The organism is Plantactinospora alkalitolerans (assembly GCF_015690345.1).
Taxonomy (GTDB): Bacteria; Actinomycetota; Actinomycetes; order Mycobacteriales; family Micromonosporaceae; genus Plantactinospora; species Plantactinospora alkalitolerans.
In genome coordinates, this window is record NZ_JADPUN010000342.1 from 20,844 (window position 1) to 34,851 (window position 14,008).

At 66.9% G+C, this 14,008-nt stretch carries 16 protein-coding genes and 2 pseudogenes; 7 read left to right on the plus strand and 11 right to left on the minus strand.

What is annotated here, in order from left to right; genetic code table 11:
• The first annotated feature begins 143 nt into the window (after positions 1–143).
• The gene (locus tag I0C86_RS36500; protein ID WP_196205867.1) at positions 144–971 is read left to right on the plus strand and encodes an alpha/beta hydrolase fold domain-containing protein; all 828 of its coding nucleotides are present in this window, start codon (positions 144–146) and stop codon (positions 969–971) included.
• A complete protein-coding gene (locus I0C86_RS36505; protein ID WP_196205868.1) occupies positions 944–1,837 on the plus strand; it encodes an RNA polymerase subunit sigma-70 in 894 nt (297 codons plus the stop codon). The genes I0C86_RS36500 and I0C86_RS36505 overlap by 28 nt, the downstream gene beginning before the upstream one ends.
• Here the strand turns inward: I0C86_RS36505 and I0C86_RS36510 are convergent.
• Positions 1,815–2,081, minus strand: a complete 267-nt coding sequence (locus I0C86_RS36510) for a hypothetical protein (protein WP_196205906.1) — start codon at positions 2,079–2,081, stop codon at positions 1,815–1,817. The two genes, I0C86_RS36505 and I0C86_RS36510, sit on opposite strands and share 23 nt — an antisense overlap.
• On the opposite strand from I0C86_RS36510, the pseudogene I0C86_RS45645 reads away from it, so the two are divergent.
• Positions 2,007–2,180 (plus strand): annotated as a pseudogene (locus I0C86_RS45645) (pentapeptide repeat-containing protein); the annotation flags it as partial. The gene I0C86_RS36510 and the pseudogene I0C86_RS45645 sit on opposite strands and share 75 nt — an antisense overlap.
• Positions 2,181–2,206: 26 nt before the next feature.
• Here the strand turns inward: I0C86_RS45645 and I0C86_RS44090 are convergent.
• Both I0C86_RS44090 and I0C86_RS36520 read right to left on the minus strand, forming a co-directional pair.
• Positions 2,207–2,371, minus strand: a pseudogene (locus I0C86_RS44090) (VOC family protein); the annotation flags it as partial.
• A gap of 395 nt (positions 2,372–2,766) precedes the next feature.
• Complete coding sequence (locus I0C86_RS36520) at positions 2,767–3,630, minus strand: NmrA/HSCARG family protein (RefSeq protein WP_196205870.1); 864 nt, start codon at positions 3,628–3,630, stop codon at positions 2,767–2,769.
• A 103-nt stretch (positions 3,631–3,733) separates the two neighbouring features.
• On the opposite strand from I0C86_RS36520, the gene I0C86_RS44095 reads away from it, so the two are divergent.
• A complete protein-coding gene (locus tag I0C86_RS44095) occupies positions 3,734–4,198 on the plus strand; it encodes a MarR family winged helix-turn-helix transcriptional regulator (RefSeq protein WP_196205871.1) in 465 nt (154 codons plus the stop codon).
• A 259-nt stretch (positions 4,199–4,457) separates the two neighbouring features.
• Here the strand turns inward: I0C86_RS44095 and I0C86_RS36530 are convergent, their stop codons facing one another.
• Complete coding sequence (locus I0C86_RS36530; RefSeq protein ID WP_196205872.1) at positions 4,458–5,192, minus strand: SDR family NAD(P)-dependent oxidoreductase; 735 nt, start codon at positions 5,190–5,192, stop codon at positions 4,458–4,460.
• Positions 5,193–5,567: 375 nt separating this feature from the next.
• Positions 5,568–6,776: an epoxide hydrolase family protein gene (locus I0C86_RS36535; protein WP_196205873.1), complete on the minus strand. Its 1,209-nt coding sequence runs from the start codon at positions 6,774–6,776 to the stop codon at positions 5,568–5,570.
• 257 nt (positions 6,777–7,033) lie between these two features.
• Here I0C86_RS36535 and I0C86_RS36540 point away from each other — a divergent pair, with 257 nt between their 5' ends.
• Entirely contained in the window at positions 7,034–7,408 is a 375-nt protein-coding gene (locus I0C86_RS36540; RefSeq protein ID WP_196205874.1) for a VOC family protein, read from the plus strand.
• A 213-nt stretch (positions 7,409–7,621) separates the two neighbouring features.
• Here the strand turns inward: I0C86_RS36540 and I0C86_RS36545 are convergent, their stop codons facing one another.
• Positions 7,622–8,617: a hypothetical protein gene (locus tag I0C86_RS36545; protein WP_323374072.1), complete on the minus strand. Its 996-nt coding sequence runs from the start codon at positions 8,615–8,617 to the stop codon at positions 7,622–7,624.
• Here I0C86_RS36545 and I0C86_RS36550 point away from each other — a divergent pair.
• Complete coding sequence (locus tag I0C86_RS36550; protein ID WP_323374071.1) at positions 8,586–9,116, plus strand: TetR/AcrR family transcriptional regulator; 531 nt, start codon at positions 8,586–8,588, stop codon at positions 9,114–9,116. The two genes, I0C86_RS36545 and I0C86_RS36550, sit on opposite strands and share 32 nt — an antisense overlap.
• 242 nt (positions 9,117–9,358) lie before the next feature.
• Here I0C86_RS36550 and I0C86_RS36555 read toward each other — a convergent pair whose 3' ends face one another.
• A complete protein-coding gene (locus tag I0C86_RS36555) occupies positions 9,359–9,814 on the minus strand; it encodes a DUF1772 domain-containing protein (RefSeq protein WP_196205877.1) in 456 nt (151 codons plus the stop codon).
• Between the two features lie 194 nt (positions 9,815–10,008).
• Between I0C86_RS36555 and I0C86_RS36560 the strand changes: the two genes are divergently transcribed.
• Complete coding sequence (locus tag I0C86_RS36560; RefSeq protein WP_196205878.1) at positions 10,009–10,629, plus strand: TetR/AcrR family transcriptional regulator; 621 nt, start codon at positions 10,009–10,011, stop codon at positions 10,627–10,629.
• Between the two features lie 470 nt (positions 10,630–11,099).
• Here I0C86_RS36560 and I0C86_RS36565 read toward each other — a convergent pair whose 3' ends face one another.
• The 4 genes from I0C86_RS36565 to I0C86_RS36580 form a co-directional block, all read right to left on the minus strand.
• Positions 11,100–11,456: a VOC family protein gene (locus I0C86_RS36565; RefSeq protein WP_196205879.1), complete on the minus strand. Its 357-nt coding sequence runs from the start codon at positions 11,454–11,456 to the stop codon at positions 11,100–11,102.
• Between the two features lie 181 nt (positions 11,457–11,637).
• Positions 11,638–12,153 carry an NADAR family protein gene (locus I0C86_RS36570; RefSeq protein ID WP_323374069.1) on the minus strand — a complete coding sequence of 172 codons (516 nt, stop codon included), beginning with the start codon at positions 12,151–12,153 and terminating at the stop codon, positions 11,638–11,640.
• A gap of 475 nt (positions 12,154–12,628) precedes the next feature.
• Entirely contained in the window at positions 12,629–13,321 is a 693-nt protein-coding gene (locus I0C86_RS36575; protein WP_230395392.1) for a GNAT family N-acetyltransferase, read from the minus strand.
• Between the two features lie 113 nt (positions 13,322–13,434).
• Positions 13,435–13,761, minus strand: a complete 327-nt coding sequence (locus I0C86_RS36580) for a hypothetical protein (RefSeq protein ID WP_196205881.1) — start codon at positions 13,759–13,761, stop codon at positions 13,435–13,437.
• Positions 13,762–14,008 lie beyond the last annotated feature (247 nt).

Sequence of the window (14,008 nt, forward strand, 5' to 3'; positions counted from 1 at the left end):
TGGTGGGGGTTTCGGTACGGACGGTGCGTCGCCGGCATCACGAGGCGCCACCGAACTGGATCAGGCGGGCCGAGGCTGATGCAGGGTGAGCGTCACGACCGGCCTCGCGATTCCTTTCGAGCACGTCCGGGGTCAGTATTGGCATGGACGCGATCAGGAAGATGTACGCCCGTTGGGCGGTTGGGGACATGGGCGAGGACGACCAGTGGGGCGACGTGACGGCCGAGCCGCGCGGCGTGGACTACGCGGAGGTGTCGGCGGATGGTGTGCCGGCGATGTGGCTCGTCCCACACGGCGCCGACCTCGACCGGGCGATCGTCGCGCTGCACGGTGGGGGTTTCGTGGGCGGGTCGCTGTATACCCACCGCAAGATGTACGGGCACCTCGCGAAGGCGGCCGGCGTACGGGTGCTGCTCGCCACCTACCGGCGGGCTCCCGAGTTCCGCTACCCGGCGCAGATCGAGGACGCGGTCACGGCGTTCCGGTGGGCAGGGGCGCGCACCGCGGCACTGGCGCTGGCCGGTGACTCCTCCGGCGGCGGCCTGGCCGTGCAGGTCGCCCTCCGCGACCCTGGCGCGGCCGCGTTGTTGTTGCTGTCTCCGTGGATCGACATGGACCCGGCGCAGACCGCGACCTCGTACGAGGAGAACGCCGGCACCGACCTGTTCTTCACCCGGCCGATGGTGCAGGGTCTCGTTCAGCAGTATCTGCCCGAGGGGACAAGCGGCCTGGCGCCGGATGTCAACGCTTTTCACGCCGACCTGTCAGCTCTGCCGCCGGTGTACGTGCAGTGCGGCAGCGACGAGAGCGGTCGCGGTGACAGCGAGCGCCTGGCGAAGCTGACCGACGCCCGACTCGAAGTCTTCGATGGCCAACTGCACACGTTCCAGATGGCCGCCGGGCGCTCACCGGTTGCCGACGAGGCGATCGGGAGGTTGGCCGCATGGGTGCGCCCGAAGCTGGGATTCTGACCGAGGCGTTCGAGGCGGAACGTCGAGGGTTGCTCGCCCACGCGTACCGGATGCTCGGCGCCTATCACGAAGCCGAGGACGTCGTGCAGGACACATACGTGCGGGCTCTGCGCGGGTGGGAGACCTTCGAGTGGCGTTCGTCGCTGCGCACCTGGCTCTACCGGATCGCCACGAATGTCTGCCTCACCCTGATCGCGGGCCACGGGCGGCGCGCGCTCTCGTCCGGTCTCGGACCGGACGACCTCGGTGTGGAGCTCGAGCCGTTCCCGACGGACCCAGCCGACCTGGTGATCGCGCGGGAGAGCGTGCGGCTCGCCTTCGTGGCCGGGTTGCAACATCTCACTGCGCAGCAGCGTGCCGTGCTGCTGTTGCGAGAGGTGCTGACGTTCTCCGCCGCCGAGACCGGTGAGGCGCTGGGCATGTCGGTACCGGCCGTGAAGAGCACCCTCCAGCGGGCCAGGGCCCGGCTCGCCGAGGCGGCTCCGGCCCGCGACGACGTGCTGGACGCCGCCTCGCCCCGGGCCAGGGCGTTGCTCGCCGGATACATGGCCGCCTGGGAGGCGTCCGACGCCGAAGCCTTCCGCGAAGTGCTGCGCGCGGACGCGGCCATCGTGCCGGTCGGTTCCCCGAGCTCGTACGTCGGTCGTGAGGCGTGCCTGGCCTTCGCGACACCGGCGATGGGCGCTCCGGGGGAATGGCGGATGGTCGCGACCGAAGCGAACGGTCAGCCGGCCGCGGTGGCGTGGTTCCGCGACGAGCCCTTCGGTGTGGCAGTGCTGACTGTCGCCGAGGAAGGGATCGTCGTGATCACGCTTTTCGGGGACCCGAAGCTGGCGGAAACCTTCACATCCAAAGCCTTGAGTTAGGAGCCAACTGCGCGAATGAACGGACTCCGGCAAGGCACAGCGCAATCGGCTGCTGACGCGTGGCGGATAGGCCGACAGCCGACATCCGATCATGTCGAGAAGAGCGCTTGTCGTGGAAGGCCAGAAAACGCAGATGCATGACATTCAGTAGTCGCGTTAAGATCACCGAATGAGTGATCTCCCCGGCGCTACGAAACAGTCGTTCGCGGGCCTCGACTTGCGGCACCGGAGCTTTGACCAGCACTTCTTCAAGCTCTGCGACTTCCGAGGAGCCAACCTCCGAGGCGCTTCCATGAGGGGAGCACGGTTTGCCGGATGCGATCTGCGGAACGCTGATCTGCGCGACACGGACCTGTGCGTTCTTCCGCGCCTAGGCCGGGTCATCCGCGGCGTTCCGGACACCAGTCCCTTGCCGTACGTGGCGCGCATGCCGGCTGCGAATGCCCGGTGTAGTCCCTCGATGTCCGCGGTGAGTACGAGACAGGAGCCATAGGACTCGCACGGCAGCAGGGGAACGGTCACCTCGTTGGTCATGCCTCCTTCCTAAGTGTCGCAGGGTGTCCGTCGCACATGGAAATAGACGACCATCGCCTTCAGTCATCCGATCGGCTGATGACCCAGAACGCAACGCCGCCGAGCCGAGCCATCGGCGGCGCCTTCCTGCCTGCCATACGGCTCGCCAAGATCAGGCGCCCGGATCTGCCGCCACCCGTGCGCGCCATCCAGCCTGCGCGGTCATGCTCCGTGGCCCGGCCTCCGGGTCGGTCGACGTCCGGAACTGCCGAAGAGCGCGCACTCGATCATGCGGGTTGGTCGGGTGTTGGGGTACCGACGGGGACGTTGCTGTCGGCAAGCCTTTACGTCAGGCTCTTCTATATTGGTGGTCGGACTGTGGACCGGCGCGGGTGGTCGGATCGGGCGGATGCCGGTCAGTCCTGCGGTTGGGTGAGCCATTGGTCGAGTGTCAGGAGTCCGGGATGGATCCGGCGGAGTGCGGGGATGTCGGCTGCATAGCCGGTTTCACCGAACCAGAACAGCATTTTAGCCTCGGGGCCTGCCAGCTTCAGTAAGGGCTTCGGCAGGCGGGTGTAGCGGATGCGGCGACCCGCGCCGCGCAGGGTCTGGGCGATCTGCGCGATGGTGAGTTCGTCGCCGGCGAGTTCGAGGGCTTGTCCGGCGAACTGCTCGGGTCGTTCGAAGGCGAGTCGGGCGAAGACACCGATGTCGGGTACCGCGATCGTCTGGAGGGTTTTGGTCGGGCCGAGGGCAGCGGCCATCATGCTCAGGCCGACGCTGGCGCCGCGCAGGGTGAAGACGCTGGTGAACGTGGTGGGCCGCAGAATCGTCCAGGTGAGGCCGGTCGTGCGGAGGTGTTGTTCGATTTCCCATTTGGTGTCGAAGTGGGGGATGCCGCGCACGCGTTCGGCGCCGCCCACCGAGGTGTAGACGAGATGCCGGCTGCCGGCTGCCTCTGCGGCGTCGATGACGTTCCTGCCCTGGCGGACTTCACCGGAACGGCCGGCGGTGCGGCTGTTCTGCACGCTGAACACGCCGTACGCGCCGGAGATCGCCCCCTTCAGTGATCCCGCGTCGTCCATGTCGCCGGCTGCGATCGTGACCCCCCGTTTGGCCAGGGCGCGGGCCGCGCGGCCGGCGGGGTCGCGGGTGAGGGCGCGAACGGTCCAGGCGCCGGTGCGCAGCAGTGCGTCGACGACCGCGCCGCCTTGGTTACCCGTCGCGCCGATGACCAGAATCACAGGCGCGGGCCGGTTCGGCGTTGGCTCGGTTGACATGGCACTCCTTCGTGTCGACGGTGAGCCGGTATGCTGTTGATGAACTAGGTAAAACTTACCTAGTTCACTATTCTCATGCAGAGTATTCCGATGGAGGTGTCGAGTGTCAAGCCGCCCGCAGACTGGAGACAGCGACGCGGTTCGTCTCGGCGAACTGCTTGGCCGGTCCTGGCGAACCTTCTCCAGACTGGGGCAGGCCCGCTTTGCTGAGTCCGGGCTGTCCGCAGCGAGTGTGCGCCTGCTGCTGGCGCTGGCCGCTGAGCCGGACAGTCGGATGGGGGACCTGGCCAAGCGGCTTGGTGTGACAGCCCGCGCTCTCACGCCGATCACCGACAGCCTGGCCAACGACGGTCTAGTCTCGCGGGTGGTCGACCCGACCGACCGGCGCGCCTTCAAGCTGGTCCTCACCGGACTCGGCGCCAGCCGAGCCGAGAACCTCAGCATCCTGCAGGCAGAGATCAGCGACGAGATCTTCGGCGCCCTGACCTCCGAGCAGCGGCGCGAACTGGAGCGACTGCTCCGCACATTCGTCGAGGCGACGGGTGACGAGACAACCGACGAGTGCTGACCGCGAATACCGGCCCGTCACCCGCCGCCATAAACAAGCCACCATCAACCGACACCTGGGCACAGGAATCGATCGCGCTATGGAGAAGTGACGTCGAAGTACCGACGAGGTGCAAGCCGGTTCGGCACGGGTGGGACCTCCGGCGCACTCATCTGCCGCTACCGGTGCGCCATCCGGCCGGAGCGGTCACGCTCCGTGGCCCGGCCTCCGGGTCGGTCGACGTCCGGAAGTGTCGAATAGCGGATGCCCCACATGCGGTCTACGGAGTGTGTACGACCTGCCGACTGCCTCCCCACATTTCCACCACGGTTCCACCGATCCCCTCTCGGATGAGATCCATGACGACGGAGACAACCTCGGCCGGAGGAATCAGGGGGCCAGATGCCGCGCGTTCGTCGGTACTCATGCGCTCCCACTGGTCCTGGGCTCGGCGTAGCCCGATCCAGCCTGGCGCTACGCACATCATCCGGACGCGGTGGCTGTCCTCCAGGTTTGCGAGACTGGCGGTGAAGCGAATCAGACCAGCCTTGGCGGCCCCGTACTCCGGCGAGCCGTAGGGCCTGAAGCCGATGCCACCGCTGGATGCGATGTTGATGATCGCGCCACCACCGTGTTCCCGCATCGGGCTCAGAACGAGTTGGCTGAGCAGCATCGGGGCGGTGAGGTTCAGACTGATCGTCGCGGCCCACTCCGCAGCGGTCGCCTGTGGATACTGTTGCCGCGGGGTCCAGCCGCCGGCGTTGTTGACGAGCACGTGAGGACCGCCGAGATGCTGCGCCGCCGCCACGATACGGACCAGGCCTTCGTGCTCTCGTACGTCGGCGCCTACCGCTTGTGCCGGCATTCCGCGTGCCTCGATCAGGCCGCCACAGACCTGCGCGGCTCGCTCGTCGAGATCGACTACGACGATGCCGTAACCCGCGTGGGCAAGGCCAAGCGCGATCTCGCGTCCCAATCCATCGCCGGCGCCGGTGACGATCGCGGTACGAACCATGATGACGCCCTCCCCTGAAGTCGCCCCTTGTGCTCCTCCTACCCCCGGTCCCTCCATCTGATACGCGTCAGCAGCCCGGCACGCTCGCTCATAGCCGCCGGGCGGCGCGCTGGACCCGGCGCCCCATTACTCTCCGTAGGTCATCGTCCAGCTGTCGAACGTACGCTCGTGCCGATGACCGTGCATCAGCGCCAGAGCCCGTTCGCCGATCCAGTCAGCAACTCACGTGCTGATCGGGTGGCCTGCAGGTACAGCCGCCGGTTACTTCGTTCCTGCGGTTCCGGCTGACGGCGGTCGGCCAGCGCCGCCGCCGGCGCGTTGGAGCCTCATGAAATCAAGGGTCGAGGCATATCGCTGGTAGCGATTCTGGGGCCGTCAGACGGGTGCGATCTCGGTCTCGCGAAGCGTCCGGAAGAACCGTTGTATGTCGTTGACGAGGAGTCCCGGTTGCTCCATCGCTGCGAAGTGTCCGCCGCGATCGTGCTCCGTCCATTGCACGATGTTGTTCGTACGGTCCGCGATGTGCCGCAGCGGAATGAAGTTGTCCTGCGGGAAGACGGCCAGCGCGGTCGGTGCCGTCGACGGTTCGGGGGGCTTGCCCCAGTAGTCGGCGTGCGCGCGTTCGTAGTAGATGCGGGCGGACGAGCCGGCCGTTCCGGTCAGCCAGTAGAGCATCACGTTGGTGAGCATCTGGTCGCGGTCGACGGCGTCCTCTGGGCAGTCCTTCGAGTCGGTCCACTCCTTGAACTTTTCGACGATCCAGGCCAGTTGGCCCACTGGCGAGTCGGTCAAGCTGTATGCCAGCGTCTGGGGCCGTGTGGCCTGGATGTCGGCGTATCCCTGACGCTCGCGGCTCCAGGCCTTGATGCGTTCCCAGGAGGCCAGCGTGCGCTCGCGCTCGTTCGGGCTCAGCGCCGCCAGCTCGTGCGGGTCGGGTTCCTGGGGCTGGAACGAGTTGGGCAGCAGGTTGAGATGCACGCCGATGACCCGGTCGGGTCGGGTGCGGCCGAGCTCTCGGGAGATGATTGATCCCCAGTCACCGCCCTGCACCCCGTATCGCTCGTATCCGATACGTTCCATGAGCAGGGCGAACGCGGCGGCCACCCGCTTGAACTCCCAGCCGGTCTGCGTCGTCGGCCCCGACAGGCCAAATCCCGGGATGCTCGGGAGCACCAGATCGAACGCGTCGGCGGGGTCGCCGCCGTGCGCACCGGGGTCAGTGAGCGGGCCGACGACCCCGGCGAATTCGACGATCGATCCTGGCCAGCCGTGCGTCATGAGCAGTGGAGTCGCGTCCGGTTCGGGCGACCGGAGGTGAGCGAAATGAATATTCGCACCGTCAATTGTGGTGATGAACTGCGGCCATTGGTTCAGTTCGGCCTCCGCAGACCGCCAGTCGTAGTCGTGCCGCCAGTAGCGCGCGAGTTCCCTGAGGTAGTCGCGCGGGACCCCGTATACCCAGCCCACACCGGGCAGTTCGTCCGGCCAGCGGGTGCGGTCGAGACGCTCATGGAGATCGTTCAGATCGCGTTGTGAAATGGCGATGCGAAACGGATGGATCGAATCGTCGGCTGCGGTTGTCATGCCGTGCATGGTAGGTCGGCCATGGCCCCAGCCGGCCATGTCCCCGCCGGCGCAGGACATCCTCGCCCCAGACCGGCCGTTGACCGGCACTCGCGGCACGCCGGCCGTTCAACCAAGATCAGACGCACGGATCTGCCGCTACCGGTGCGCCATCCGGCCGGAGCGGTCACGCTCCGTGGCCCGGCCTCCGGGTCGGTCGACGTCCGGAACTGCCGAGATGAGTGCGCCACAGTGGGAGCGGGCTGCACATCGTCGCTATGGTCGGTGTCGTGGAGACACTGGGCCGACTTGCCGGAGTCACGGTCGACTGCCGGGATCCGCAGCGACTGGCTGACTTCTGGTCCGTGGTACTTGGAGGACGCGTGACGGAGTCTCTTCCCGGCTGGCGGCGCGTCACTGTCGCCGCGGGCGGCCCGGTGCTGACATTCCAGCCGGTCCCGGAGCCCAAGGCTGGCAAGACGCGACTACACCTCGACATCGCCGTTACCGACGTTGACGAAGCGGTCGATCGGATCGGGATGTTGGGCGGGCGGTGGACAGGTGAACGGCATGACTACCAGGAGGGCGCAGTCCTCGTCATGACCGACCCGGAGGACAACGAGTTCTGCGTCGTGCAGTACTACCGGGTGTGATCTGGTTAGGCTTTCGACCGAGCATCCGAGACCTGCTGATGGCGTCGTACGCACCGTCGTCGTTGCACGCTGATCACAAGCGGCCGCGAGAGTGTGGAGCCGTCGACACACTGTTCTGCCGCCGAGCGGGCGCGCTGGACACCGGCGCCCCGTCACTCTCCGTACGCCATCTTTGAGTTTGTCAGACGCACGCTCGTGCCGATGAGCGGATGTCTATGCCTGCGCGCTCTCCGGCGGTTCGACGCGCTGCTGTGCTGGATGGCGACGCTGGCCGTCGGGTAGATCGGCCTGCCGATGGTCTGATCGAAATGACTCAACGGGACCGGTGCGTCGGTTATTCGGTATCGCCTGGATGGGAACGGATGTCGGGCGGATCAGGGTGATGCCGTAGGCGACGATCCACACGACCCAGATTAGCCAGCCGACAAGGCCGAGGAGACCGACCGTACCGGGGTCGTCGATGGCCAGAGGGCTCAGCACGGCCGAGCCGAACTGGAGTGCGGCGGCAAGCAAACCGATCCCGCTGTGCCAGCGGCGGATCAGGCCGGCGCGTCGGCCGCTGATGGACAGGCCGGTCATGGCCAGTGCCAGGAAGGTGCCGTTGAAGATGAACAGCGCGTTGTGTAGTGCCCAGAGTCCGGCGATTGTGCTGCTGTCCTGCGGGGTCGTTGACGCGAGCGCGAGCCGGGTGGCCATCACGCCGGTGAAGGTGATGTTCTGCATGATCACCCCGGCGAACCCGACCAGGGACCAGGCTGTGCCTTGCTCGAGGTCGGAACGCCACAGCACGGAGACCGCGCCGGCGCCGAACAGGGTGGCCAGCACCCAGGCGATCGGGGCGAGTGCTGACGCGAGGCCGACGGTGTTCTGTTGGGTGGTGAAAAACTGGACAACGTCGTTGGTCTCAGCGCCGGTGTGGGGCAGGCCGGCTGGCACCAGGAAGGCGTTGGTGGAGGCGATCAGGATGGCGAAGCCGAGTCCGGCGAGTCCGGCGATCCGCGAGAACGTCCAGGTGCTTCCGACGTCGAGTTTACGCAACATATATTCAATATAACGCCCGAAAACTGAAGGAGGCAAGCCATTGACCGCCGAGACAGGTAGGCGCAGGTACGAGTCGCTGCGCCGGGCGGCGCAAGCGGCAGAGACCAGGGGTGAGATCGCCAGCGCCGCTCGTCGGCTGTTCCTCTCCCGGGGCTGGGCGGCGACCACGGTACGTGACGTGGCGCGGGAGGCCGGGGTCTCGGTGCCGACCGTCTACGCGGTGTACGGGAACAAGACCGGGCTGATCCAGGCCCTGGCCGACGCGGCAGACATCGCCGCGAATCCATCGCAGTCGCTCGCCGAACTGGAAGAGGCCGGGAACGATCCGGTGCGGCAGCTCGCGGCGATGGCCGGCTACGACCGGCGTCTCTTCGAGCGCGCCGGTGACGTCATCACGCTCGTGCGCGAGGCGGGCCGCACCGAGCCCGAGCTGGCGAGCGTCTACCACGCCGGCCGTCAGCGGGGGGACGAGACCAGGATCCAGGTGTTCTCGTCGTGGCCGGGCGGCGTTCTCCGGCAAGGATTGGACATACGGTCGGCCGTCGATATCTATGCGGCGATCTGCAACATCGACGTCTACACCACACTGACCGGCGAACGCGGCTGGCAACCCGATCAAGTCGAGCGCTGGTGGACCGAGGCCCTGGCCCGCGAACTCCTGACCTGAAGTGTCATGAGGCGCCTCATGACGGGCCGTCCTGGTACGGAAGATTACGAGGTAGACGACGACCACGAAGACCACGCCACCTCGTCCCACGGGCACCGCATCCCAAGCCAGGCGGGTACTGACCGCGACTGACCGTCGGCAAGCCGGTCGCATTTTGATCCGGTATCCGCTTCTGTAATCCCCTACACCACAACGGATCCGTCAACTCACTTCACGTGGTCAACGGGTAACCCAACACTCTCTCAGCCGACCGTGGCGACCGAGAGAGCGACGAGCAGGAAGGCCGCGAGATAGGCCCACGAACGGTATCCCTGAAACCACTCCCAGCGGTTACGGCGCTCTTGCCAGCGCTCCGGAGGGAAATCCTTGTCCCAGCGCAGTGTGGACAGGTTGATCGGCACGTTCACGAGCACGGTCGTGACGATGCCCGTGGCCCAGGTCGCGGCCGCAACCCAACGCAACACCTCGGGCAACCCCGCCCCATCAGGGCGGGCCGCGTAGCTGATAGCCAGCACGAGCGAAGCCGTCATCAGTACCGGCATCACAATCCCGAAGGTACGCAGCAGACCCTGTTCGACCTGGATGTGGTCACGCGGCGCCAGACGCTTGACCACCGGATGCACAAAAGCATAGGAGCCGAACTCGGCGCACGCCGTGAACCCCAGCACCGCGACGGTGGCGAACATCAGCACGTCCATACCCGGTCCTCTCATCGTGCCGGACTGCACAGTGTCACGCCCCATCGGCGAGCTGTGCCGCAGCATCCGCGACGTGACACCGCACATGAAAAGCACGGCTGGAGCCGATCGCCGCGATCGGCGGTGCTCCCGCCGAGGTGGCCGGATCGGCAGCGCAGCGCAAAGGTTATTGATTGATTGATAACATGTCAACCATGGGTCAGAAACGAAACTCCTCGTCCCAGCGACGCGCCTCCGTGCTCGCTGCGGCGATCCGGATCTTCGGCAGCAAGGGCTTCGCCGCAACCACCACGGCAGACATCGCCCGCGAGGCCGCCGTGAGCCAGCCCTACGTGGTGTCCCTGTTCGGCAGCAAAGACGCGCTCATCCGAGCCGCGATCGAGCACGCGCTCGACAGAGTGGTCGAGGTGTTCGAGCAGACGATCGACGACGACGCAGCTGGCGACCTCGCACCGCGTATCGGCGTCGCCTACCTTCAACTGTTCAAGGAGCAGGGATTGCAACTCTGCCTCGCGCACGCCTTCACCGCCGGCACCGATCCGGAGATCGGGCCACTCGCCAGAGACGGCTTCCTCCGCGTCTACCGAGTGCTCGTCAACCGCGGCGATCTCACACCCGAACAAGCCAGTCAGACCCTCGCCGCCGGCATGATGGCCAACGTCATCCTCGGCTTACGTCTGGCCGACGACTACGACCGTGAACCCGTAATACGCGAACTCCTCTCGGCGACCTACCCGAGCAATGTCGAGCTCCTCAGGACCGTCACCAGTGCCTACGATGGCGTCGCCCCTCCACAAGGTGGGGCCGGCGTTTGATCCGCCGGTGGGTCAGGTCAACGACGGGACGGTCGGATCGTTGGGCTGCAACTGCAGCGCCCGATGGGGCGCCGACCGTTGTAGTGACGCGAATGTTCATTGAGCGTCCTCACCCGGCCTGCCAAACCACGCATCCTCTTCACCGAACGGGTGCTTCCCGACAACAGACGATCCGAGTCTCGACAACCCCAATCATCCCTGCCGGCAAGCCAACCGTTCCTCTCGTCAGGCGATGTAGCTTTCTCTACCTGCGGATCCGGGCCTGACCCGCCGTGCGGGGGAGCAGCGCATCCGGCCATCCCGGCGTCCGGCGCTCACGCTGATCGAGTATCCGGATCTGCCGCCGACCGGTGCGTTGGCCGGCTGCACGGCGGTCACCGTCCGTAATCCGAGCCTCGTTCTCGGCCGCGCCCCACGTGCACGCTCGTGTCGAATTGAGTGCATTCGGTCTTGATGTACCGCTCGTGAAATCATTCCCGTTCGATGCAGAACTCATTGCCCTCGGGGTCATGCAGGGTCACCCAGCCACGATCCTCTGGACCCCGATGGTCCTCGTAGATCGTCGCGCCGAGGCTGACGGCTCGCTCGACCTCCTCGTCGCGGGACCGCCCGTCGGGCTTCCAGTCGAGGTGGACCCGGTTCTTGGCTGAGCGCGGCTCGGGGACCCGAACGAACAGCAGACCCGGCACCGGGTCCGGCGCTTCGACGAGCACCTCCTCGTCGCCAGGCTGATCGATCTTGGAAATCGGCCAGCCGGTCAACCGGCTCCAGAACGTGGCTATCTCGTAGGGGTCCGTGCAATCGATGGTTACGTGGCGCAGTCTCATCCGCAGCACCGTAGGTCGTGACGAGGCTCGCATCAAACGCAATTAGCGCTACCAGCCACGCCGCCTCGGTGAACCCCACTCACGCTCGCCGGAACCGCCCGGCGAGCCGGTTCGGCACGGGTGGGACCTCCGGCGCACTCATCTGCCGCAGACGGCGCGTTCGCGATGGATGCGCTCAGTGCTATCGCCGCTGTCGGCGGCCCTGGGTGTTGGCGTTCTGGGTGAGGTCGGCGCGTAGCTGGGTGCGGGTGCGCATCAAGATCCGTCCGAGCATGTTCTTGCCGGTGCCACTTCGGCCGCGTCCCCAGTAGTGGTCAGTGCTGGTGTCCTCGACGATCTCCTCGTCGCCGGTGTCCAACAGGATGGCACGGATGTCGGCGTGGGCGGTGAACTTGGCCGTCACGGCCCGGCGCATCACGTCGTCTTTGACCCGTTCCCAGTCGCGGCGCAGCGGCCAGGACCGGTCGCGGCCCAGCTCGGCGGCCCGCAACGGGGTCGCCGTCCGCCGGATGAGTTCGGCGTGACGGGTACCGGGGAACTTCTGGGCCTGGAAATAGTGCTCGGAGGTCGTCCACCAGTGGCCGTCGAGGTCGAAGCCGTGGCCGGAGAAGTTGGAGAAGCAGCCGAACGGAACCTCGTCGGCACCGTAGAAGTAGATCGTCATCTGGGCCTCGGAGCGGAGGTCGGGGATCTGCACCGTGTCACAGGCATCGACAGATCGGCAACCGAGTTCGCTGGCCACCATCCGGATCTGCCGCGGGGCGTGCGCACGACCCTGACGGGAGCGATCTGCCGCGGGGCGTGCGCACGACCCTGACGGGAGCTGTCACGTCTGGTAGCCGGCCTCTCGTACCGGTCGAGGCCCGGAGCCGCCGATGAGCGGATGCATAGTCGTTGCTGTGCTGGGGCCGTCGTTCTGTTCATCTTCGGGTTGGTGCGGTTGGCGGGATGGGTGTGATCGAGGTCGACATCGGCGTGGACCGGGTGGACAGCGGTGGCGTCCACGACGACCTGCTGTTGCGGTTGGGTTGCTGCTGGCACATCGTCGACTCGTGCTACCTGGCAATCGATGGCTCATCCGGTGTGGGCAGCCGCTCGGGCTGTTCTTTTGAGTGTGGACTCGCCGCACGCATCGACGGCGGTAGCGAGTTCGGTAGCGAAGTTCCGGGAGGTCAGGCCTGGTCTGGTATCCGAACCAGGCGGAAGGTCGTGGTGCGTCGCGGCGTGAAGCCGATGGCCTCGTAGAGGCGGATCGCGGCGGTGTTGCTTGCCGCCGCGTGCAGATAGACGGTCTCGCCGCGCGCGTGGATACCGGCGGCGACCGCGCGGATCAGCCGGGTGGCCAGTCCCTGGCCGCGGTGGTCGGCGTCCGTGCAGACGGCACTGATCTCGGTCCAGCCGGGTGGCCGCACGCGCTCGCCGGCCATGGCGACGAGCCGGCCGTCGTGGCGGATGCCGAGGTGCGTGCCGAGTTCGATGGCCCGGGCGCCGAATAGGCCGATCCCGGTGCGGGCGGCCAGGTGGAGCATCTCGGGGACGTCGGCGGGGCTGAGTCGCACCGCCTCGGGGTCGGACGAAGCGCGCAGGGAGGTGCCGGTGAGTTGCACGCCCGGGACCGTGTCGACGATCTCCCAGTGCGGCGGCGGAGTGGCGGTGACGCCCGCCAGCCCGACCACGTCACCCGACGCGGCGATGGCGGTCAGATCAGCCCACGCGCGCTCGTCCGGGTCGCAGCGGAGAGCCGCGAGTGGCGTGACGTCCGGGTGGTAGCGGGCCGCCTGGCCGGTTACCTCGACGAGGTGGCTGTGGGCGCCGGTCGCCGCCGCCCACACTGGGTTGTCCAGGACGTGCGCCTGTTCGGTCATCCACGTCGTCATACTGCGCGACGCCGGGATGGTCCAGCGTTTTCCCACGGGCGGGGCACAAAGCCAGGTGCACGCTTCTGCCGCGATTCGCGCAGCGCCCGGCGGTACGGCTGTCAGCGCCCGTGCGACAGGTCGGGCAGCAGCAACTCGAAGGCCGGCCCCCGGCGGGACGGCTGCCAACCGGCGGCCAGGGCCTGGCGAACGCCTACCGCCACCGTCCCCGGCAACACCGGCTGGCTCGGTATTCCGAGCCAGTTGCTGGGATGAGCGCAAGGCAGCGATGCCACCATCAGCGCGCCTGGCTGCTCCGCACGCTCGACAACGAAGGTCAGCGGTGACCAGCCGAGCGCTTGACAGTAGGTCGGTCTACGCCGAACCGACCAGCGGTAGATCACGCCGTCCACCGTGATCTTCCGAGAACCCTTGAGCGCCAGCGTCATTCGCACCTCTGCTCGCCTCGGCCGTTCCGTGGCGAGCACAGTAGCGAGATCCAGATAGCGCCGCTATCGATATGGCGTCGCTCGGTGCTCAAACATCCGGATCTGCCGCAGACACGCGCGGCGGCTCGTGACCGTCCGTAACCATCTGTAGGCCCGACCCAGTCGTCTGCCGGGCCGCTCGGAGCGCCATCATGCTTGATATGCAGGTAATCGTCGTTGACTCATTGCCGGTGTTGGTGGTGGGTTC

Bases quoted from the DNA above. Each gene is read 5' to 3' on its own strand.
- I0C86_RS36500 (WP_196205867.1), top strand. From the start codon at position 144: ATGGACGCGATCAGGAAGATGTACGCCCGTTGGGCGGTTGGGGACATG.
- I0C86_RS36505 (WP_196205868.1), top strand. From the start codon at position 944: ATGGGTGCGCCCGAAGCTGGGATTCTGACCGAGGCGTTCGAGGCGGAA.
- I0C86_RS36520 (WP_196205870.1), bottom strand. From the start codon at position 3,630: ATGTCAACCGAGCCAACGCCGAACCGGCCCGCGCCTGTGATTCTGGTC.
- I0C86_RS36530 (WP_196205872.1), bottom strand. From the start codon at position 5,192: ATGGTTCGTACCGCGATCGTCACCGGCGCCGGCGATGGATTGGGACGC.
- I0C86_RS36535 (WP_196205873.1), bottom strand. From the start codon at position 6,776: ATGACAACCGCAGCCGACGATTCGATCCATCCGTTTCGCATCGCCATT.
- I0C86_RS36540 (WP_196205874.1), top strand. From the start codon at position 7,034: ATGGTCGGTGTCGTGGAGACACTGGGCCGACTTGCCGGAGTCACGGTC.
- I0C86_RS36555 (WP_196205877.1), bottom strand. From the start codon at position 9,814: ATGGACGTGCTGATGTTCGCCACCGTCGCGGTGCTGGGGTTCACGGCG.
- I0C86_RS36560 (WP_196205878.1), top strand. From the start codon at position 10,009: ATGGGTCAGAAACGAAACTCCTCGTCCCAGCGACGCGCCTCCGTGCTC.
- I0C86_RS36565 (WP_196205879.1), bottom strand. From the start codon at position 11,456: ATGAGACTGCGCCACGTAACCATCGATTGCACGGACCCCTACGAGATA.
- I0C86_RS36575 (WP_230395392.1), bottom strand. From the start codon at position 13,321: ATGACCGAACAGGCGCACGTCCTGGACAACCCAGTGTGGGCGGCGGCG.
- I0C86_RS36580 (WP_196205881.1), bottom strand. From the start codon at position 13,761: ATGACGCTGGCGCTCAAGGGTTCTCGGAAGATCACGGTGGACGGCGTG.